17 protein-coding genes and 1 tRNA gene are annotated in these 18,582 nt (G+C 61.2%); 3 read left to right on the plus strand and 15 right to left on the minus strand.

Annotated elements, in window-relative coordinates; genetic code table 11:
• Together ACFSAG_RS10605 and ACFSAG_RS10610 are read left to right on the plus strand one after the other, a co-directional pair.
• Nucleotides 1–260: hypothetical protein (locus tag ACFSAG_RS10605; protein WP_381514534.1), on the plus strand; the 260-nt coding region annotated here is incomplete at its 5' end.
• Entirely contained in the window at nucleotides 245–910 is a 666-nt protein-coding gene (locus tag ACFSAG_RS10610) for a response regulator (protein ID WP_374613358.1), read from the plus strand. The genes ACFSAG_RS10605 and ACFSAG_RS10610, both read left to right, overlap by 16 nt.
• 68 nt (nucleotides 911–978) lie before the next feature.
• Here ACFSAG_RS10610 and ACFSAG_RS10615 read toward each other — a convergent pair.
• The 9 genes from ACFSAG_RS10615 to ACFSAG_RS10655 all read right to left on the minus strand — a co-directional run bounded on the left by ACFSAG_RS10615 (nucleotide 979) and on the right by ACFSAG_RS10655 (nucleotide 10,406).
• Nucleotides 979–1,053: transfer RNA gene (locus ACFSAG_RS10615), tRNA-Glu, on the minus strand.
• A 92-nt stretch (nucleotides 1,054–1,145) separates the two neighbouring features.
• Nucleotides 1,146–2,909 (minus strand): single-stranded-DNA-specific exonuclease RecJ, encoded by a 1,764-nt coding sequence (gene recJ / locus ACFSAG_RS10620; RefSeq protein WP_381514537.1) that lies wholly within the window; start codon nucleotides 2,907–2,909, stop codon nucleotides 1,146–1,148.
• 47 nt (nucleotides 2,910–2,956) lie between these two features.
• Nucleotides 2,957–3,994, minus strand: a complete 1,038-nt coding sequence (locus ACFSAG_RS10625) for an alcohol dehydrogenase family protein (RefSeq protein WP_381514540.1) — start codon at nucleotides 3,992–3,994, stop codon at nucleotides 2,957–2,959.
• Nucleotides 3,991–5,034 carry an amidohydrolase family protein gene (locus tag ACFSAG_RS10630; protein ID WP_381514543.1) on the minus strand — a complete coding sequence of 348 codons (1,044 nt, stop codon included), beginning with the start codon at nucleotides 5,032–5,034 and terminating at the stop codon, nucleotides 3,991–3,993. Before ACFSAG_RS10630 ends, ACFSAG_RS10625 begins: the two co-directional genes overlap by 4 nt.
• Nucleotides 5,031–6,578 carry an acyl-CoA synthetase gene (locus tag ACFSAG_RS10635; RefSeq protein WP_381514546.1) on the minus strand — a complete coding sequence of 516 codons (1,548 nt, stop codon included), beginning with the start codon at nucleotides 6,576–6,578 and terminating at the stop codon, nucleotides 5,031–5,033. Before ACFSAG_RS10635 ends, ACFSAG_RS10630 begins: the two co-directional genes overlap by 4 nt.
• Nucleotides 6,579–6,598: 20 nt before the next feature.
• Nucleotides 6,599–7,378 carry an SDR family NAD(P)-dependent oxidoreductase gene (locus ACFSAG_RS10640; RefSeq protein WP_381514549.1) on the minus strand — a complete coding sequence of 260 codons (780 nt, stop codon included), beginning with the start codon at nucleotides 7,376–7,378 and terminating at the stop codon, nucleotides 6,599–6,601.
• A 10-nt stretch (nucleotides 7,379–7,388) separates the two neighbouring features.
• Nucleotides 7,389–8,615 carry an acyl-CoA dehydrogenase family protein gene (locus tag ACFSAG_RS10645; protein WP_381514553.1) on the minus strand — a complete coding sequence of 409 codons (1,227 nt, stop codon included), beginning with the start codon at nucleotides 8,613–8,615 and terminating at the stop codon, nucleotides 7,389–7,391.
• Nucleotides 8,616–8,628: 13 nt separating this feature from the next.
• Nucleotides 8,629–9,366, minus strand: coding sequence for an SDR family NAD(P)-dependent oxidoreductase (locus ACFSAG_RS10650; RefSeq protein WP_381514556.1), 738 nt, complete (start codon nucleotides 9,364–9,366; stop codon nucleotides 8,629–8,631).
• Between the two features lie 11 nt (nucleotides 9,367–9,377).
• Nucleotides 9,378–10,406 carry a phosphotransferase family protein gene (locus ACFSAG_RS10655; protein ID WP_381514559.1) on the minus strand — a complete coding sequence of 343 codons (1,029 nt, stop codon included), beginning with the start codon at nucleotides 10,404–10,406 and terminating at the stop codon, nucleotides 9,378–9,380.
• Nucleotides 10,407–10,486: 80 nt separating this feature from the next.
• Here ACFSAG_RS10655 and ACFSAG_RS10660 point away from each other — a divergent pair, with 80 nt between their 5' ends.
• Entirely contained in the window at nucleotides 10,487–11,131 is a 645-nt protein-coding gene (locus ACFSAG_RS10660) for a TetR/AcrR family transcriptional regulator (protein WP_381514562.1), read from the plus strand.
• 336 nt (nucleotides 11,132–11,467) lie between these two features.
• Here the strand turns inward: ACFSAG_RS10660 and ACFSAG_RS10665 are convergent, their stop codons facing one another.
• From ACFSAG_RS10665 to ACFSAG_RS10690, 6 genes are all read right to left on the minus strand, one after another.
• Nucleotides 11,468–14,617: an efflux RND transporter permease subunit gene (locus tag ACFSAG_RS10665; protein ID WP_069310767.1), complete on the minus strand. Its 3,150-nt coding sequence runs from the start codon at nucleotides 14,615–14,617 to the stop codon at nucleotides 11,468–11,470.
• Between the two features lie 17 nt (nucleotides 14,618–14,634).
• Nucleotides 14,635–15,873 carry an efflux RND transporter periplasmic adaptor subunit gene (locus tag ACFSAG_RS10670; protein WP_069310768.1) on the minus strand — a complete coding sequence of 413 codons (1,239 nt, stop codon included), beginning with the start codon at nucleotides 15,871–15,873 and terminating at the stop codon, nucleotides 14,635–14,637.
• Nucleotides 15,870–17,105 (minus strand): TolC family protein, encoded by a 1,236-nt coding sequence (locus ACFSAG_RS10675; protein WP_069310769.1) that lies wholly within the window; start codon nucleotides 17,103–17,105, stop codon nucleotides 15,870–15,872. Before ACFSAG_RS10675 ends, ACFSAG_RS10670 begins: the two co-directional genes overlap by 4 nt.
• A gap of 64 nt (nucleotides 17,106–17,169) precedes the next feature.
• On the minus strand, nucleotides 17,170–17,511 hold the full coding sequence (locus tag ACFSAG_RS10680) for a hypothetical protein (RefSeq protein WP_241940745.1): 342 nt from the start codon (nucleotides 17,509–17,511) through the stop codon (nucleotides 17,170–17,172).
• A gap of 40 nt (nucleotides 17,512–17,551) precedes the next feature.
• A complete protein-coding gene (locus ACFSAG_RS10685) occupies nucleotides 17,552–17,902 on the minus strand; it encodes a DUF3703 domain-containing protein (protein WP_069310770.1) in 351 nt (116 codons plus the stop codon).
• Nucleotides 17,899–18,531 carry a cation efflux transmembrane domain-containing protein gene (locus ACFSAG_RS10690; RefSeq protein WP_069310771.1) on the minus strand — a complete coding sequence of 211 codons (633 nt, stop codon included), beginning with the start codon at nucleotides 18,529–18,531 and terminating at the stop codon, nucleotides 17,899–17,901. Before ACFSAG_RS10690 ends, ACFSAG_RS10685 begins: the two co-directional genes overlap by 4 nt.
• Between the last annotated feature and the right edge of the window lie 51 nt (nucleotides 18,532–18,582).

Raw genomic sequence — 18,582 nt, forward strand, 5'->3', positions numbered from 1 at the left:
CTACGATGAGACCAAAACACTCCTTAAATCACAACATCAAATCTGTGCCATTGGTGCTGACGGGGAACAATCGACAGGGCCGAATTTGCGACATCGGGTGTGGGGAAAAAAGGGGGGAAATCAATGCCTTTGAAATCAGCATCGCTGTTGCAGAGGCTGCGACTCGTCAATGGTTCCGCCTATGCGGAAGGCTTGGAAAAGAGCGCAATTTTGGCGATCACCATCCCCATGCAGAGGACCGAGCATGCATAATGTCCTGATAGTCGACGACCATCCATTCTTCCTGCACGGCTTCAGCCAATATGTTCAGGGCAGTGGCAATTTCGCCATCACCACAGCGCTTTCGGTCGAGGAAGCAATCCAGAAAATTGACGATAATCGACCGGATCTGGCGATGCTCGACGTCACCATGAACGGCGGCGGTGGGCTGCGAATATTGCGCCACATCCGCCGATTTTATCCCACCGTGCCGTCGATGTTCCTGACGGTGCATGTCGACCCGGAGCAGACGATCGAGGCGATGCGGCTGGGCATTTCGGGTATCGCTCTTAAAGATGCCGATCCGGAAATCATCATCGGTGCAATGGAAACCGTGCTGTCTGGTGGCAAATGGTTCGATACCAATGTGACCGAACCTGCCTTGCGCTTTTCGATCGACAAACCAAGCCGCACCTTGCGGTCAAACGACCTGCTGACCAAAAGAGAGGCGGAGATTGTCGAGCTTGTCTGCCAAGGCCTGCGAAATCGGGATATTGCCTCGCGATGCGACCTTGCCGAAGGCACCGTGAAAATTCACCTGAACAGCATATTCCGCAAGTTGGGCGTCACTTCGCGTTCCGAACTGATCGTCCAGCAAGGCGGGATGAAAGCGGCACAGACCCAAGCCGTCGTTGCCGACACTGAACATTAGGTTTTGCTGAATTCCATCTTTGGGTGGATCGGAGCGATCCAAAAGCTTCCACCATCAGTAAGAAGTGATGGTGACCCCTACGGGAATCGAACCCGTGTTTCAGCCGTGAAAGGGCCGCGTCCTGACCGCTAGACGAAGGGGCCATCGAAGATGGAAGCGCGCCTTTACGGATTCGCTTTGCACTCGTCAAGAACCGAGTTTGCCTGATTTCAAAGATTTCGTCAGCGAGCGAAATTCAGGCAAGTGCGACGTCATCAATGTGCAATTCGGCTTTGGGGGTTGAACCCCAATCATCCAGCTTTGCCCGCCCCGCGAGCCAGTATTTCTGGCCGCGATCGCCGTGCAACAATTGCTGGCCCAAGATGCTCTCGCCTTGGCGAAATGCCATCGCCTTAAATGAGGCGCCGTCGTCTCCCGAAACGATCGCACGGACATGGTCCTTGCCGACGATATCGCATTTCACCACGCGCACCGGCCCCGTCACGACCCGCGGACCCGGCCAGCCCGTGCCATATGGGCCGGCAGCCTCAAGCGTTTCGATCAGCATCGGACTCAATCCACGCGGATTGACCATGGCGTCGACCGAAAGCACCTTTTCGGAACTGGCGCGCGAAACGTCACCTGCAAGGCGCTCATCGAGCCAATCGGACAGCGCATCGATTTTTCCGGCCTCGACCGTCAGCCCTGCGGCCATGGCATGCCCGCCGCCTGCAACCAGCAAACCGGCCTCACGGGCGGAAATGATGGCGGCGCCCAGATCAACGCCGGTAATCGACCGTCCCGATCCCTTGCCGGTGCCGTCTGCGTCGACTGCAACGACAATCGCAGGTTTGCCGAACTTTTCCTTGATGCGTCCGGCGACGATACCGATCACACCGGGATGCCAGCCCTCGCCAGAAACAAGCGCTACAGTGCGGTTATGCTGGCTCGCCATCGCTGCTTCGGCAGCTTCCTGTACTTGCGCTTCGATCGCGCGGCGTTCTTCGTTCAGCCGGTCGAGCTCTTGCGCGATCAGGCGCGCCTCTTCCGGATCGGTGGTGGTTAGCAGGCGTACGCCAAGATCGGATTTGCCTACACGCCCCCCGGCATTGATGCGCGGGCCGAGCGCAAAGCCAAGGTCTGAGCAGCTTGGCGCGCGGTTCAGCCGCGCCGCTGCAGCCAGGGCATTCAGCCCGATATTGCGGCGTGCGGCCATGACTTTCAGGCCCTGCGCGACAAAAGCACGGTTAAGCCCTTTCAACTGGGCCACATCGGCAACCGTGCCCAGCGCGACGATATCGAGCAGTTCGACCAACCGGGGTTCCGCGCGGTCCGCGAAAAAACCGCGATTGCGCAGTAGCCGCACGATCGCAGCGGCGAGGAGGAAGGCTACGCCGACCGCAGCCAGATGGCCATGTGCGGCGGCTTCGTCGGCCTCGTCGAGGCGGTTCGGGTTTACGAGGGCGAAGGCGGAGGGCAATTCGGCAGCACATTTGTGATGGTCAACGACGATTACCTCCATGCCCGCCGCTTTTGCCTGCGATAGGGCGTCGAACGCCATCGCGCCGCAATCGACTGTAACAACCAGCTTGTTGCCAGCGTCGCCCAAGCGCACCAATGCTTCGCCCGAGGGGCCATAGCCTTCGAGCAGCCGGTCCGGAATGTAATAGCCAGCCTCCAGCCCCAGATCACGAAACAGGCGGATGAGGAGGGCGGCGCTGGTTGCGCCATCCACGTCATAGTCGCCATATACGGTCAGTTTTTCGCCGCTTTGCACTGCATCGGCCAGGCGTTCAGCCGCGACATCCATGTCGCGAAAGATGGAGGGGTCTGGCATGAATCCGCGCAGTGTCGGCGTCCGGTGCCGATCCAGATCGTCGCGTGCCACGCCGCGCGCCAGAAGCAACTGCGTGACGAGGTCGTCTGGCGTGAAATCGGGATCGCCCGCATCCGCCCGGTTGCCGCGCCACTGCCATGTCTGGCCAAGGATCGAGCGCTGGACGAATTGGAGACTGTTCATTCCTGGCTGTTAGCCTGACCGATCATCAAGCGACAAGGGGAAAGGCGCTAAGGCACCAACACCATCTTCAATGCCCCGGCTTCGCGGCGGTCGAACAGGTCATAGGCATCGGCGCCTTGGCTCAACGGCAGGCGGTGGCTGATATAGCGCTCGGGTTTGAGCCGACCGGACTGGACCAACGGGAACAACGCTGGCAGCTCTTCGGGCACGGAACAGGTCCCGACGCGGAAGGTCAGGCCGCCGGCAAAGGCACGTTCGAGCGGGAAGGGGAATCGGCGTGATTGCTGCACACCGATCACCGAAACCGTCCCGCGCACCCGCACACAGCGCAGCGCGAAATCGACGGTCGCATCGCTACCCACGACCTCGACCACACAGTCCAACCTGCGACCCTTGGTGTCTTCCTTTATGCGCTCCATTGCTTCATCCGGATGGAGCGCGATTGCACCCACAGCTTCGGCCAATGCGCGCCGCTCGGATATGGGATCGATGGCGTAGACGACATGCGCACCCATTACAAAGGCTGCCTCTACGGTCATCAATCCGATAGGGCCGAGCCCGATGACACCCACGCTGCTGCCGGGACGGATATCTGCGTTGCGCGCACCGAACCAAGCGGTGGCCATCGCGTCGGTCATCATCAGCGCCTGGTCTTCGCTGATGCCTTCGGGGATTTTGACTGCGTTCATGTCGGCGGCCGGTACGCGGAAGGCCTCCGCCTGTACCCCCTGCAACTTCGCCGAAAGACCGTAGCAGCCGCTCGCTCCGTTCTCGCAATTGTTCACAACGCCCGACAGGCATGATCGGCAGGCCCCGCAGCCGACGGCCGCAGGCATCATCACCTTGTCACCCACTTTCACCCGTGTGACAGCGCGGCCAACTTCTATCACTTCGCCAACGGCTTCGTGACCAACGCAAAAGCCTGTGTCCTCGGAAAAACCGTGGCCGTGATAGATGTGAAGGTCGCTGCCGCAGATCGAGCAGGCGGTCATCTGCACAATTGCATCGCGGTCGGACTCGAGCTTCGGATCCTCCATGTTGTCATGGCGGATATCGCGTTCACCGAAATAGCGCAGCGCCTTCATGCCAGTCCTTCCAGACGATAGAAACGGGCGGCGGTGCCGGCGAACAGGTCCGCCTTCTCGTTTGTCGATGCACCGGATGCGATGCGCTTGAAGGCATTCCACAGCGTCGGATAATCGGCACCCCAGCGATCCACCGGGAAGTTGCTTTCGAACATGCAGCGATCTGCGCCAAACACTTCGATGCAGGTCTCGATATAGGGCTTCCAAGCAGCCGCTAGCGTTTCGGATGATGGCCGCACGTCCGGCCCCATGCCTTCGAAGCCGGGGAAGGGCATACCAAGTCCACCAAGTTTCATATGGACGTTGGGCAGTTCGGCGAGGCTGGCCATGCTTGCTTTCCAGCCTGCAAAACGATCGTCGCGCTTGCCGGCGTAGCGACCCAGCCCGACCGGAGTGCCAACATGGTCGATCACCATCGACACATCGGGGAAGGCGCGGGCAAGCCCCACGACTTCGGGCAATTGCGGTTCGACCACCCAGATATCGAGCGAGAGCTGGCGCTTGGCAAAATGCTTTAGCGCTGCGTGCACTTGCGGCGACGAACAGAGGTTCGGGGCTGCATGGGCCAATGGCCCCAGCACGGCGGTATCGTCGTCATGGGCCATCATGTGGCGGATGCCGCGGAAACGCCCGCCTCCGGCGGCGATATGCGCATCAAGCACTTCGGCCACCGCATCGCCCAGCCCCAGGTCGGCATGGCCAACTATGCCTGCACAGGCGCGTGTCGGTCCATAGACACCGCTCGCGGCCATGGCAGCGACACCGTTGACAAACTCGGTCTCGCCCACCGGCTGCATCGCTTCGGGGCCGTCGGCGCGGTAAAAGGCGCCGCACTGGACATAAACTGTGCCGATGACATTGTGGCCGCTCCCCGTATCCGCCAGCAATTCGTCGAGCAGGTAGCGTGGCGACTGCCGCAGGATCGCCTCGAACGGGTGCGACATTTCGGCGGGCAGGAAGGGCAGGCGCGATCGCCAATCCCACAAATGGTGGTGCGGATCGATGATTGGCAGATCCGGTTCGAGTATCGCTTCGCTCATATTCTCCGCTCCCGTCCTTCCCAAAAGGGCTCACGCAACTTGCGCTTGAAAATCTTGCCCGAATCCTCGCGTGGCAGGCTGTCGGCAAAATCGATCCGGCGCGGCACCTTATATCCGGTGAGCACTTTTTTCAGCTCGGCTTGCAGTCCTTCTGCAGTTAGAGATGCGCCGGGCATCGGTTGCACCACCGCCATCACGCTTTCGCCAAATTCCTCATCTGGGATGCCGAACACCGCGCAGTCGGCAACACCGGGCAGCTTGTGCAGTTCGGCCTCGATTTCGGCAGGGTAGATGTTCGCGCCGCCCGAAATGATCATGTCGTTGATACGGTCGCACAGATAGAGAAAGTCGTCATTGTCGAAATAGCCCATGTCACCCGGCGTGATCAGTCCATATTTCTCCATCGAGGCACGCTTTTCGGGCGAGTTTTGATAGGTGAAATTGGTGCCATGCCGGCCTTTGCCGATGACCTCGCCAATCGTGCCGGGAGGAACGTCATTCCCCTCCGGGTCAACTACGCGCAGCGTCACGCCGGGCTGCACGCGCCCGACCGATCCGGGATGCGCCAGCCATTCCTCCGACGACAGGCAGGTGACATTGCCCATCTCGGTTGAACCATAATATTCCCAGATCACCGGCCCCCACCATTCGATCATCGCGCGCTTGACGGGCGGCGGGCAGGGTGCGGCGGCATGGGTGACATATTCGAGGCTCGACAGGTCATATTTGCGCTTCACCTCTTCGGGTAGGCGCAACAGCCGGTTGAACATGATCGGCACCATGTTGAGGTGCGTGATGCGTTCCTTTTCGATGAGTGCAAGCAGCGCCTCGGCGTCGAAGCGCGGGCAGATTACAACGTTAGCCCCGATGCGGATTGAAAAGGACGAATGGGCGTTGGGCGCGCTGTGATAGACCGGGCCAATCACCGCTGTCGTTATGCTCGCCGGATCACGCTTGCCCGCCAGTACATCGGTATAGCCGTAAGACCAGCCAAGCATGGTGTTGACCGCTTCCGCCTGCTCTTGCGTGAAGGCTGCGCGGCGGACGCCTTTGGGACGACCGGTGGTACCCGATGTATAAATGATCGTGCTCGGGGCCATCTCCGCTTCACCTGAAAATGGGACTGCCGCATCTAGCAAATCGTGCCAACGCGGCAGCCCTTCAGGCTGAGGGGTCTTTGAAATGCCGTAAGCTTCTTGAATTTCAGGGGGTGTTTCGACGATGATCACCTGGAGCCCAGCAGGGATCGCCTGCTTGATTGGCTCATAAAGATCGGCGTGGATGAGGAGCAATTTGACACCGCTGTCGGTCAGCAGGTAATTGGCTTCATCGGGCGTATAGTGCCAGTTGACCGGCACCGGATAAATGCCCAGCATTCCTGCGCCAAAGGCGGCTTCGAAATAGGCGATATCATTGCGCAGGTAGAGCGCGATGCCGTCGCCGCTCTCCACCCCCAACCCCTGGATGACCGTTGCGGCACGCCGCGCACGTTCGTCAAACTCCGCCGTTGTTAATGTGCGCTCGCCGCTCTTGATCCAGCCCATCGCTCTCTCCCTCGCGATATTCAGTAGATGGTGTAGCCCCCGTCGATGACGATGGTGTCGCCCGTGTGATTGCGCGAACCACGGCTGGCGAGATAGACGGCAATCGCCGCAAAATCGGAACCATCGAGCCAGTCGCCAGTGGGTACACGGCTGATCACTGCCTCGTTGAACTTGTCCCACTCCTGCAGACCAGCGGTCATGCCCGAACGCGTCCAACCCGGCAGCACGCTGTTTACGCTTATGCCATAACGGGCAAGCTCGACTGCCATGGCGCGCGCCATGGCGACAACTGCGCCCTTGGTTGCACCATAATGCTCATTGCGGGCGGCACCGTGGATTGCGGAAGTCGACGAGATGGCGACGAGCGATCCGCCGCTATCGCCCGCTTTGTGCCGATCGATCATGTGCCGTGCCGCTTCACGCAAGGTGAAGAGCACGCCATGGATGTTCACTTCCTCGATCTTGCGGAAATCCTCGACGCTGATGTCGAACAGGCTCTTGCGCGAAATCGAGATGCCGGCATTGGCAATCGCTTGGTCGAGCCGGCCGAATTCGGCGACAATATTATCGACACCTTTCGCCACAGCGGCCTCGTCCGAAACGTCGATTTGCGCCGCGCGCACCTCTCCGCCATGCGCACGCAGCTTTTCCGCAGCTTCCTCATTGCGTGCGGCATTTGTGCCCCAGATGACGACGGTCGCGCCATGCGCGGCAAGGCCATCGGCCATGCCAAGCCCGATGCCATTATTGCCGCCGGTGACGAGCGCGACCTTTCCGGTCAGGTCAAAAAGCGATGCCATTCCCGCTTCCTCAACGCTCGTTCATCGCAACATATTCCTTGATCTTCTGCTTGCCGAGCTGGCTCATATGCACTTCATCCGGGCCATCGGCGATGCGCACAAAGCGGTTTAGCGTGAAGAAGCGGGCGATCGGCGTATCGTCCGAAACGCCCATGCCGCCATGCGCCTGTATGGCGCGGTCGCACACGGTCTGCGCCATTTGCGGGGCCACAACCTTGATGGCGGCGATCAAGTCTTTTGCGACCTTGTTGCCATAACGGTCCATTGCATCGGCCGCCTTCAGCGTCAGCAGGCGTGACATTTCGATCTCGCAGAAACTTTTCGCCACATCCTGCCGGATCGACGATTGGTCTGCGAGTTTTTTGCCAAAGGCAACGCGGCTGTCGACGCGGCGCGCCATGATTTCGAGCGCGCGCTGCGCCTGCCCGATCGAGCGCATGCAGTGGTGGATGCGGCCCGGCCCTAGGCGGCCTTGCGCGATCTCAAACCCGCGGCCCTCGCCAAGGATCAGGTTTTCCTTTGGCACGCGGACATTTTCGAAGCGCAGTTCGGATTCGCCGCCCGGCGAATTGTGTGAACCAAATACGGTCTGGTGGCGCACGATGGTGATGCCCGGCGTGTTCGGTTCGACCAGAATCTGCGAATGCTGCGCGTGGCGTGGGGCGTTGAAATCGGTCTTGCCCATCACGATCCAGATGTCGCAGCGCGGGTGCATCGCGTTCGAAATCCACCATTTGCGGCCGTTGATGACATATTCGTCGCCATCCGGCGTGATCGACAGCTCAAGGTTAGTCGCATCCGACGAAGCCACTTGCGGCTCGGTCATCACATAGGCCGAACGGATTTCGCCGTTGAGCAGAGGTTTGAGCCATTTTTCCTGCTGTTCAGGCGAACCATATTTGGCGAGCACTTCCATATTGCCTGTATCGGGTGCCGAGCAGTTGAACACCTGGCTCGACCAAGGCACGCGTCCGAGCAACTCGGCAATTGGCGCATATTCAAGGTTGGTAAGGCCGGGCGAGAATGCACCATATTCATGGGGCAAGAACAAGTTCCAGAGGTCCAGTGCTTTCGCCTTGGCCTTCAGTTCCTCCATCTTCGGCCATTCCTTCCACAAATTGGCCGGATCGGTGACGAAGCGGTGATAGTCTTCCTCATTCGGATAGATATGTTCATCCATGAAAGCCTGGATCTGGGCGAGCAACGCCTTGACCTTGTCGCTATGTTCGAAATTCATCGGAAAAATCCTTTCAGAGGGAAAGCCCGCCATCGACGATCAGCGTATGACCGGTGACGTAGGATGCGAGCGGGGATGCGAGGAAGATGGCAGCACCCGCCATGTCGGCGGGCAGGCCCATGCGGCGTTGCGGGATATTGGCGAGCGCGCCAGCAAGCCGTTCGGGGCTTTGCGTGGTCACCTTGGTCAGCTTTGTATCGACAAGGCCGGGTGCGAGACCGTTGACGCGAATACCTTCCGGCCCCCAAGCCTGCCCTAAAGTCTTGGTGAGGCTGATCGCGCCCGCCTTGGAAGCTGCGTAAGCGGGGTTGCCGATATTGGCCTTCAGCCCGGAAATCGAGCTGACGATGATGACGCTGCCCTGGCTTTCCAGAAGCTGCGGTTTGAACTTGCGTGAGATATGCATCAGGCTGTCGAGATTGACCGACATAACACGATCCCAGCCGGGTCGCTCAAACTCGCCGCGTTTGTAAACAACGGTGCCTTGGCAAAGCACCAGCACGTCGAGCGTATCGAAGGGCAGTGGCGCCGCTTCGATTGCATCGGGATCGCCGACATCGACACATGTATAGCCAAGCCCGCTCAGGTCCGAACCATCGGCAGGGTCATAGTCGGCAGGGTTCGCGCGCGTTCCCCAGACATGGACTGTCGCACCGCGTTCGCGAAAACCGTGTGCAATGCCATTGCCAATTCCGCTCGAACCGCCGACGACCAGCACATGCTTGCCGGTAAAATCGGTGTCATTGGTCATGGAATTTCCTTTCAGCTGATGCGCCGCAGCGCACGTTCAAACAAGTGGATGGTGTGGGCGTGCAGCCGGTCGCCGGTCTCGCGCGGGGCCTTGCCTGCACAGGCGCGTGCGTGCGTACCTTCGAGGATGATGCCCAGCTTGTAGCAAGCGAGCACCGCATACCAATCAAAGTCCGCCAAATCGCGACCAGTCAGTTCGGCATAATGGGTGACCAGTTCGTCGGGCGATGCAAAACCCTCCCAAGGCCTGATCGCTACATCGGTTGCGTGCGGATTGTCATTTTCGGGCCATGTCGCGACCAGCCAGCCAAGGTCGAGCAGAGGATCACCCAAAGTGCACAATTCCCAATCGACCACCGCCGCCAGTTCGCCGCTGTCGTTGCGGAACAGCACATTGGCGAAGTGGAAATCACCATGGATGATGCCAGGCTGAAAATTGGCAGGGCGATGTGCATCGAGCCATTTGCCGACCTTTTCAACGCCCGGGATCGCGTCGGGCCCGGTCCAGCCCGGCATTTCGGAATAGCTTGCCAACTGCGACGCCCAACGCCCGACCTGGCGTTCGATCCAGTTGTCGAGCTTGCCGAAACTCTCGAGTCCGACCGCGCGGTAATCGACCTTGCTTAGCGCAGCGATCGCCTCGACCATGGCAAGGCCCATGCGATGCCGGATGGATGCGTTGCCGGCATGCAAAGCGGGCAAGCCCTGGGTCGCGTTGAACCCTTCAATCGGCTCCATCAAATAAAAGGACGCCCCGATAACATCTTCTTCAGGGCAAGCGGCAATCAGTTCGGGATGCGGAACCGCGCTACCCTTGAGTGCGGCAAGCGCGCGCGCTTCGCGGCGCATCGTCTCGTTCGAATTTGCCCGCAAAACGGGTGGCGGGCGGCGCAAGACATAGCTGCAGCCAGACCGGCTGAACCGCAACAAAATGTTCTGTGTGCCGCCCGCCAATGTGATGGCATCAGCAATGGGCCCCTCTCCAAGCCCCTGCCGGTCCATCCACTGTTCAAGCGCTGCAAGATCGACCCCGTCGATCATAGTTCCAGCGAATCCTCTCCATTATTATCCAATTGGATAATGCAGTTGACGTAAATATGAGTCAAGCCTAGGTTCTGACGATGGCAAATCCCGCCCCGAAAGTGCGATCTGATGCCGCGGAGCATCTAAAAGCAGTGGCCTTGCGCCTGTTTGCCGAGCGCGGGATTGATGGCGTAACCGTGCGCCAGATTGCCGAGGCGGCGGGCCAGAAAAATCACGCTGTTGTGGGTTATTATTTCGGCTCGAAAGAGGCCTTGGTGCGCGAACTCATCGTCGATGGTGCCCGCGCGATCGACATACGCCGCAATGCCTGGCTCGATTCATGCGAAGCCAAAGGCGGGCCACACACCGTTGCCGAGGTGATCGAAGGGATGATCGAAACCTCGCTCGATCCCGACGCAAGCCCAGGAGACGAGAGCTTCAACCGCTTCTTCACACTGCTTGGTCTGTCGCACCGCGCCTTTTTCATGGAAGCATTGGAAGGGCGCTGGAATACCGGATACCAGCGTTGCCTGGATCATTTGCGCCGGCTGATGCCCGAAATGCCCGCGGCGAAAAAGAATGAGCGTTTCGTTTTCCTCGGATCGACTTTGGGTGCCGTTCTGGCCTCGCGCGAAAGCGAACTGTCGGATAAATCGCGTCCGCACCACATGTGGCAATCGGGCGCGACACTGAAACATGCGGCCAAGGTTATCGCCGCAATGATTGAGGCGCCATTTCGCTAAAGCGAATGTTGGCGGCATATTTCAGTTAAGTGGCGGTGGGAAGGCGACTCGCATCCAACCTTCTCTGCAACATAATTTATGGATTACAATCTCACCAAGGCGCGTCCGATACCCCAGCGGTCGAGCCAAATTCTTGCGACGTCTCGGGCAGGCTGAATATTACGTAGCGCGCCGAACCTGAAGGCTTCTGCATGGGGCTGCCGGGGGGCGCTTTTGCGTCACTCTGCTCGCCACTTTCGCGAGCACTGCAGGGTGGCTGGACACCGCATTATGATCAGCTGCTCCGGGATCACGATGCCCCCCTCATATCATTGGCGGAATGATCAGCGAGTACTTTCATGCCCCTCGAGTGACGCCTTCGACGACTTTGATCTCCGTTTCATCCTCGCGCCCATGTATTAGCCGATAGAGTGCCGGCAGCACCAGCAATGTGAGGATCGTCGAGGAAATGATCCCACCGATCACGACAGTCGCGAGGGGTCGCTGCACTTCGGAACCGGCACCGACGTTCAGCGCCATCGGTACGAAGCCGAGCGATGCCACGAGAGCCGTCATCATCACCGGGCGCAGGCGTGTCAGCGCCCCCTCGCGCACCGCCGCCAATGGTCCCAGACCGCGTTCGCGCAGGTCGCGGATGAATGACAGCATGACGACACCGTTGAGCACCGCAACACCCGACAAGGCGATGAACCCGATCCCGGCAGAGATTGACATCGGGATGCCGCGCAATGCCAGGCCTGCCACCCCGCCGGTCAATGCGAGCGGCACGCCCGAGAAGACGATGGCCGCATCCTTCGTCGATCCAAACAGGGTGAAAAGGAGCCCGAAGATCAGCAGCAGGACAAGCGGCACGACCACCTGCAGCCGTGTCTTGGCCGACTGGAGCTGTTCGAACGTGCCGCCATATTCAACGTAATAGCCGGTCGGCAGTTCGACTTCAGCGCCGACCTTCTCACGCAGCTCCGTGATGAAAGATCCCAGATCCCGGCCGCGCACGTTGGCGGTGATCACGGCGCGGCGCTTGCCGTTCTCACGGCTGATCTGATTGGGTCCGGCCGAGAGTGAGATGTCAGCCAGTTGTGACAGCGGCACCGTCCCGCCGGCTGCAAGGCGAACGGGCAGATTGCCGAGTGCCGGTAAGTCCGTCCGTAGCGCTTCGGGCAGGCGCACGACGACGGCAAAGCGCCGGTCGCCTTCGAACACCTCGCCGGCCTTGCGGCCGCCAGTTGCCGTGGCCACGGCATCCTGAACCTCGGCCATGCTGATGCCATAGCGTGCGAGTATGTCACGGCGCGGTGTGACCGAGAGCATCGGCAGACCCGTGACCTGCTCTAGCTTCACATCCTCAGCCCCGGGGATAGACGCCGCCACATCGTTGATGGCGTCACCGCTCTTGAGCAGCTGCTCAAGGTCGTCGCCGAACAGCTTGATAGCCACATCGGCGCGCACGCCCGCGATCAACTCGTTCATGCGCATCTGCACCGGCTGCGTGAACTCGTAGTTGTTGCCGGGAATCTCCGACACCGCCTTGTTCAGTTCGGCCACAAGCTGGTCACGCGGCTTGCGCGGGTCGGGCCATTCGCTCCTGTCCTTGAGCATGATGAAATTGTCCGCGACTGATGGCGGCATCGGGTCGGTCGCGACATCGGCCGTACCGATCTTGGCAAAGACGCGCTCCACCTCGGGGAACTGCCGGATGCGTTTCTCCAGTGACTCCTGCATCTGGACTGCCTGGCCAAGACTGGTGCCCGGAATACGCAGCGCGTGCATCGCGATGTCGCCTTCATCGAGGTTTGGAATAAACTCCGACCCTAGCCGTGTTGCTCCCGCAGCGCTGAGGGTGACAAGCAGGACGGCGGAGGCAACAGCGAGCTTCGGGCGGGCCAAGGCCTTGTCGAGGAGCGGCGCGTACCGTTCGCTCATCCAGCGCATGACGCGGTTTTCCTTTTCCTCCACCTTGCCGGTGACGAAGAGGGCAACGGCAGCGGGCACAAGCGTCAGCGAGAGGATCAGCGCCGCCGTCAGGGCCAGCACGACGGTGATCGCCATGGGATGGAAGGTTTTGCCCTCGATGCCTTCAAGCGCGAATATCGGCAGATACACCGCGGTAATGATGACGATGCCGAAGATCGAGGGGCGGATGACTTCGGCGCTCGCCTTGGCCACGAGACCAAACCGCTCGTCGCGATCGAGCAAGCGGCCCATTCGATGCTGGGCTTCGCCCAATCGTCGCAGGCAGTTCTCGACGATGATGACCGCTCCGTCGACGATCAGGCCGAAATCCAGCGCTCCCAGGCTCATCAGGTTCGCGGAGGTTCGGGTCGCCAGCATGCCGGTCAGCGTCATGAGCATGGCGATCGGGATCACCGCAGCCGTGATCAGCGCCGCCCGGAAATTGCCGAGCAGCAGGAACAGGACCACAATCACGAGCAATGCACCCTCGGCGAGGTTCTTCTCGACAGTGGCGATCGTGCGGTCGACCAGTTCGGTGCGGTCATAGAGCGGGTGCGCCACCACGCCCGCAGGTAGCGATGCTGTCGCCTGCTTGAGCTTCTCCGCAGCAGCCTGGGCAACGATCCGCGGGTTTTCGCCAGTTCGCATGAAGATCGTTCCGAGTACGATCTCCTTCGCATTTTCGGTTGCGGCACCGGTGCGCAGTTCGGAACCGATCACGATTTCGGCCACGTCGCCGACGCGGATCGGCACGCCGCCGCGCGTCGCAACGAGGATCTGCGAGAGGTCCGCTTCGTTGGCCGCCTGCCCGGGAACGCGGATCAGGATCTGCTCGCCGCCGCGCTCAACATAGCCCGCGCCGCGATTGGCGTTGTTGCGTTCCAGCGCCTCGACAAGATCGTTCAGAGACAGATTGAGCGCGGCCAGCTGCGCCGGGTTGGGCGTGACATGGTATTGCCGTTCGTAGCCGCCGATGGTGTTCACCTCGGCCACGCCGGGAATTGTCCGCATCTGCGGCCGCACCACCCAATCGGACAGGGTTCTGAGATCGGTTGCCGTCCAGGGACTGCCATCGGGTTTGGTGGCGCCGGGTTTGGGCTCGATCGCGAACATGAAGATTTCACCGAGCCCGGTGGCGATCGGTCCCATTTCCGGCTCGATTCCGGCCGGCAGTTGCGACCTGACCGCTTGCAGGCGCTCGTTGACCTGCTGGCGGGCAAAATAGGTGTCGGTGCCGTCCTCGAACACCACCGTGACCTGGCTCAGCCCATAGCGCGAGATCGAGCGCGTGTAGGAAAGGCCCGGAACGCCGGCGATGGCCGTCTCGATGGGATATGTGATGCGCTGCTCGGATTCGAGCGGGGAGTAGCCTTCGGCCTCCGTGTTGATCTGGACCTGGACGTTAGTGATGTCGGGTACGGCGTCGATGGGCAGCTTGGTCGCGCTCCACACGCCGATGGCAGATAAAAGGGCGACAACCGCCAGGACGAACCAGCGCTGACGAATGGAAAAGCCGATGATGCGGGCAAGCATGGCGTTATCTCTCCCGCTCAATGATCATGGCTCGCGCCCGACTTCTCGATGTCGGCGCGGATGAGGAAGGAGCCCTTGGCGGCATAAGGCGTGCCCGGCTTGATGCCGCTCAGCACTTCGGTCCACTCGGGCGATGAGCGCCCCAGCTCGAGCATGCGAACTTCGTAGTCCTGACCGAAATTGGCAAAGACAACCTTGAAGTCGCGGAACGGCTGGATGGCTTCGGTCCGCACGGCCAGTGGCACGGTGACGGCATTCACCACCACCTTGCCGCGCAGGGCCATGCCTGCCCGGAGTCGCCCCGCCCGATTGGGGACAGAGGTTCGGACCAGCGCCGTTCCGGCCTCGGCATTGCCTTCGGGCAGGTAGCCCCCGAGCTGGCTGGCCGCGACGGGCGTGCCGTCCATGGCTTCGATTTCCACCCGCATGCCGGGCTGGATCACCGCCAGATCCTTGGGGAAGATGTTGAAGACGACCGAGGTCTGGGCGGGGTCGGTGATGACATAGAGCGCGCGATCACCGGTCACATCGCCGGGGTTGCCGTTACGCTCGGCGACCACGCCGCTGACGGTCGCATAGACCGGATAGACTTGCAGGCTCTCGCTCGACTCGATGCGCGCCAGCAATTGCCCCCGCTGGACATAGTCGCCCACGGCCTTGGTCACGCTGACAACGCGGCCCGGAAACTGACCACGGATTTCCGAACGCGCCGATGGGTCGAGTGCGACGGTGCCGAACAGTTCGCGCGTCTCGCCGATCGTTGCCGGACCTGCGGTCATGATCTCGATGCCGCCCGCCTTGGCCGCCTCTGCCGTGATACGGGTGCGGCCTTCTGGACTGGCGTATTTCCAGACATGGCGCTGGCCGTTTTCAACCGCGACCACCTCGACGTCGAAGCTGTGGGGCTCCTCGACCACGCCTTGTCCGGCAAGGAACTTACCCTCGGGCTTGAAGGCGAAGGTGTTCACCTCGCCCCCCAGTCGCCTCAATATCATGGTCAGTTGCACCGCCCCCGGATCGACCGGTTCACCGCCTCGGGTGGCATAGACCCTGAACTGCGGCTCCTGCCCGGTTTCGAACACTGTGACCTCAACGGCAAAATCGCCATCCTTCAGGAGGCGCCCGCCATTGGGGCCTTTCTCGGCTTCGGCGCCTTCCTCGCCATGTTCCGCGGGCGCCGGATCGGAACCACAGGCGGCAAGCGGGATGGCGAGTGCTAGCGCCGCGATAGCAGCGGTAAAACGGATATTCCTCATTGTACTTCCTCCCCGGCGACGACGTCGAAGCGTCCGGTCAGCCGGTCGATCTGGGACAGGATGTCGCGGTAGCGGGTCATTGCTTCGACCCACTGCGACTGAACCTCGATGATGGCGTCGGCACCGTCCTGCACATCGCTGAAACGGAAACCGCCGCGATTGTAACCTTCGCGGACCTGCTGAAGCGTGCGGACGGCCTTGGGATAGACATCCTGCATGATCCCGTCGGCGCGCATCCGGGCGGCATCCGCCTCGGCCCTGAGCGAGGCCAATTGGCGCAGACGGTCAAGGCGGGCCGCTTCGGCCAGCAGTTCGATCCGCTGACGTTCGGCCTGTGCGCGCTCGATGTTGCCCCGATTGCGGTCGAAGCGGCCGAGGGGAATCGATATCCCGGCCACTAGTGCGACATCTCCCGTCTCGCGCAGATGCCGCACGCCGCCGCTCACCGTGTAGTCCTGCACGCCGCGGGTCTGTTCGACCACGACCGCCGCCTGCGCCCGTTCCACCGTGGCAGATGCGAGCGCGCTGTCAGCCGCGGCCAGTTGATTCAGGTGATCATCTGGCTTCTCGATCCCGCGCGGCACCTCCACGTCTTCCGGCTTGCCGCCCCAGAACGAGGCCAGCCTCGCGCGGGCAGCATTGCGGCGGGACCGGGCCTCGTCGAGCGCAAGCCGTGCCCGAGCCACGCGGGCCTCGGCGCGGGTTTCGACGAATAGCGGATCCTTGTACCCGCGGACCCGGCGCAGGGCTTCGGTCTGCATGGCGCGCTCGGTTTCGAGGCGTCGTTCGGCAAGCCAGACAACTTCCTCGGCGATCTGCAGGTCGATAAATGTGCGTTGCACCGCCTCGGCAAGGTCGAGCCGGACAAGGCGCGCCGATGCCTCGGCGACACCGACGTCGCGCTCGGCATAGGCAATACGCGCATCGCGCTTGCCGCCGCGTTCGATAGTCTGGGCATAGGTAACGGTCGTCTCGGCCTGCCGATAGACATCATAGGCGCCGGTGCCCGCAATGTTTTCGGCCTCGACCAACAGGACCGGATTGGGGCGAATATCGGCTTGGCTGCGCCCCGCCCTTGCCGACCGGATGCCAGCCTCCTGGGCCTGGATCGCGGGCGACGCCGCAATTGCGCGGCGGACGGCCTCGTCCAGAGTTACGGGTTCCGCGCTTGCCGTTATCGGCAAGGCCAGCGCCAATCCGGCCAACAGGCCGGCGCGCAATGTCAAAGTCATGGGATAACTCCTGAAACGCTTGCAAATTGCGGGCGAAGAAAGACGCCCGCAGAAATGGCAGGTTTCAGGCTAGCGGGGGCTCAATCGGTGGCGCGGAGGCTCGCGACAGGAGAGCTGTGACCTCGCCGGGACAGAGCATGTCGCGGCTCGCATGGGGTCTGTTTATATTCTGTCCGCATTCGGCCACCATCGCTGCGGGGCAATGGTGATGATGGAAGATCTCCTGCGACGGATCAGAGGATGAATTGTCGGAGAAATGTTCGTGGGCATCAGCATGGAGCGCATCAGCCACAAGAACACTGGCCTGACCATGGCCGTCATGGTCCACATGCGCCGCGGTAGGCGCATGAAAACCGGCGCAAAGCACCGAGAAAAGAATCAGGAACTGGAGAACAACGCCCCTCATCGTGCCCACCTAGCAGAGCAATACAGCAGCAGCAAGCGCATCACTTGCACTGTTCCTGGCCCAGAACATGACGAAGCTCCTCCGGTATGGGCATGGTCACGAAGGCACTGACCGCTGCTCGCCCGGTGTTTCCCAGTGGGATCCGCCCGAGCAGAGCGCCGACGGGCGCAAGCATCAGACGCAGCACCTGTCCGCGCGCCTCCCGCCATTCGCGCCGGGATATGGCAAAGGTTAGCATGAGCGCATGGGCATGGAGATGAAGCCGCAGGACCTGCTGAGAAAGGATGTGCGCGCGTTCCAGATAGTGCCAGGCATCGGCCGCATCCTGGCCGGCCTTCGCTTGCCGGAAGGCATCTATCTCCGCCCAATATGCTGCTTCGAGCTGCTTCATGCCTGAGCCCCGCTAGCCGCGAGTTCATATCGGGCCTGCCGAACCACCTGCCATCCACCTTGAAGCCCGAGAAGCGCCATGATGAGCGCGACCACGAGGTCGGCGAGGCCGCTATCGGTCCTCAGCACCACGAAGCCTGCGCCAATCACCAGCAGGTTGTTGATCGCATCGTTGCGCGAGCAGACCCAGACCGATCGCATGTTGGCGTCACCCGATCGGAATCTATAGAGCAGGAGAGCCACCGAGACGTTCGTTACCAGCGCGAGTGCGCCGATGCCTGTCATCGCCCAGGGATCGGGCTGGGTGCCGACAACAAGGCCCCAGATCGCCGAAACCATCACCCCGAGCGCAAAAGTCAGAATGGTCAGCCCTTTGACCAGCGCGGTCCGCGCCCGCCAGACAAGCGCCATGCCGGCGACGCCAAGGCTGATCGCGTAGTTTGCGGAATCGCCCAAAAAATCGAGCGCGTCAGCCTGTAGCGAGCGAGATCCCGATGCGGCACCCGCGATGATCTCGACGAAAAACATCACGCCGTTGACGACGAGCGCGATCCACAACGCCCTTCGCCACGAAGGATCATTGCGCGCGGTGTCGTCACTGCAGGAACTGTCGCAGCAACTGTCCGCCATGGCTGAAACTCCTTGGTTCGTTCGAGTCGGCCCTCTATATGCACCCTGTAG

Source organism: Sphingorhabdus buctiana (genome assembly GCF_042680825.1).
In the GTDB taxonomy this organism is placed as follows: domain Bacteria; phylum Pseudomonadota; class Alphaproteobacteria; order Sphingomonadales; family Sphingomonadaceae; genus Sphingorhabdus_B; species Sphingorhabdus_B buctiana.

Coding starts and splice junctions, on each gene's coding strand:
- ACFSAG_RS10645 (WP_381514553.1), bottom strand. CDS start 8,615: ATGAATTTCGAACATAGCGACAAGGTCAAGGCGTTGCTCGCCCAGATC.
- ACFSAG_RS10660 (WP_381514562.1), top strand. CDS start 10,487: ATGGCAAATCCCGCCCCGAAAGTGCGATCTGATGCCGCGGAGCATCTA.
- ACFSAG_RS10640 (WP_381514549.1), bottom strand. CDS start 7,378: ATGGCATCGCTTTTTGACCTGACCGGAAAGGTCGCGCTCGTCACCGGC.
- ACFSAG_RS10625 (WP_381514540.1), bottom strand. CDS start 3,994: ATGAAGGCGCTGCGCTATTTCGGTGAACGCGATATCCGCCATGACAAC.
- ACFSAG_RS10675 (WP_069310769.1), bottom strand. CDS start 17,105: ATGACTTTGACATTGCGCGCCGGCCTGTTGGCCGGATTGGCGCTGGCC.
- ACFSAG_RS10685 (WP_069310770.1), bottom strand. CDS start 17,902: ATGAAGCAGCTCGAAGCAGCATATTGGGCGGAGATAGATGCCTTCCGG.
- recJ (WP_381514537.1), bottom strand. CDS start 2,909: ATGAACAGTCTCCAATTCGTCCAGCGCTCGATCCTTGGCCAGACATGG.
- ACFSAG_RS10610 (WP_374613358.1), top strand. CDS start 245: ATGCATAATGTCCTGATAGTCGACGACCATCCATTCTTCCTGCACGGC.
- ACFSAG_RS10670 (WP_069310768.1), bottom strand. CDS start 15,873: ATGAGGAATATCCGTTTTACCGCTGCTATCGCGGCGCTAGCACTCGCC.
- ACFSAG_RS10680 (WP_241940745.1), bottom strand. CDS start 17,511: ATGAGGGGCGTTGTTCTCCAGTTCCTGATTCTTTTCTCGGTGCTTTGC.
- ACFSAG_RS10630 (WP_381514543.1), bottom strand. CDS start 5,034: ATGAGCGAAGCGATACTCGAACCGGATCTGCCAATCATCGATCCGCAC.
- ACFSAG_RS10665 (WP_069310767.1), bottom strand. CDS start 14,617: ATGCTTGCCCGCATCATCGGCTTTTCCATTCGTCAGCGCTGGTTCGTC.
- ACFSAG_RS10655 (WP_381514559.1), bottom strand. CDS start 10,406: ATGATCGACGGGGTCGATCTTGCAGCGCTTGAACAGTGGATGGACCGG.
- ACFSAG_RS10690 (WP_069310771.1), bottom strand. CDS start 18,531: ATGGCGGACAGTTGCTGCGACAGTTCCTGCAGTGACGACACCGCGCGC.
- ACFSAG_RS10650 (WP_381514556.1), bottom strand. CDS start 9,366: ATGACCAATGACACCGATTTTACCGGCAAGCATGTGCTGGTCGTCGGC.
- ACFSAG_RS10635 (WP_381514546.1), bottom strand. CDS start 6,578: ATGGGCTGGATCAAGAGCGGCGAGCGCACATTAACAACGGCGGAGTTT.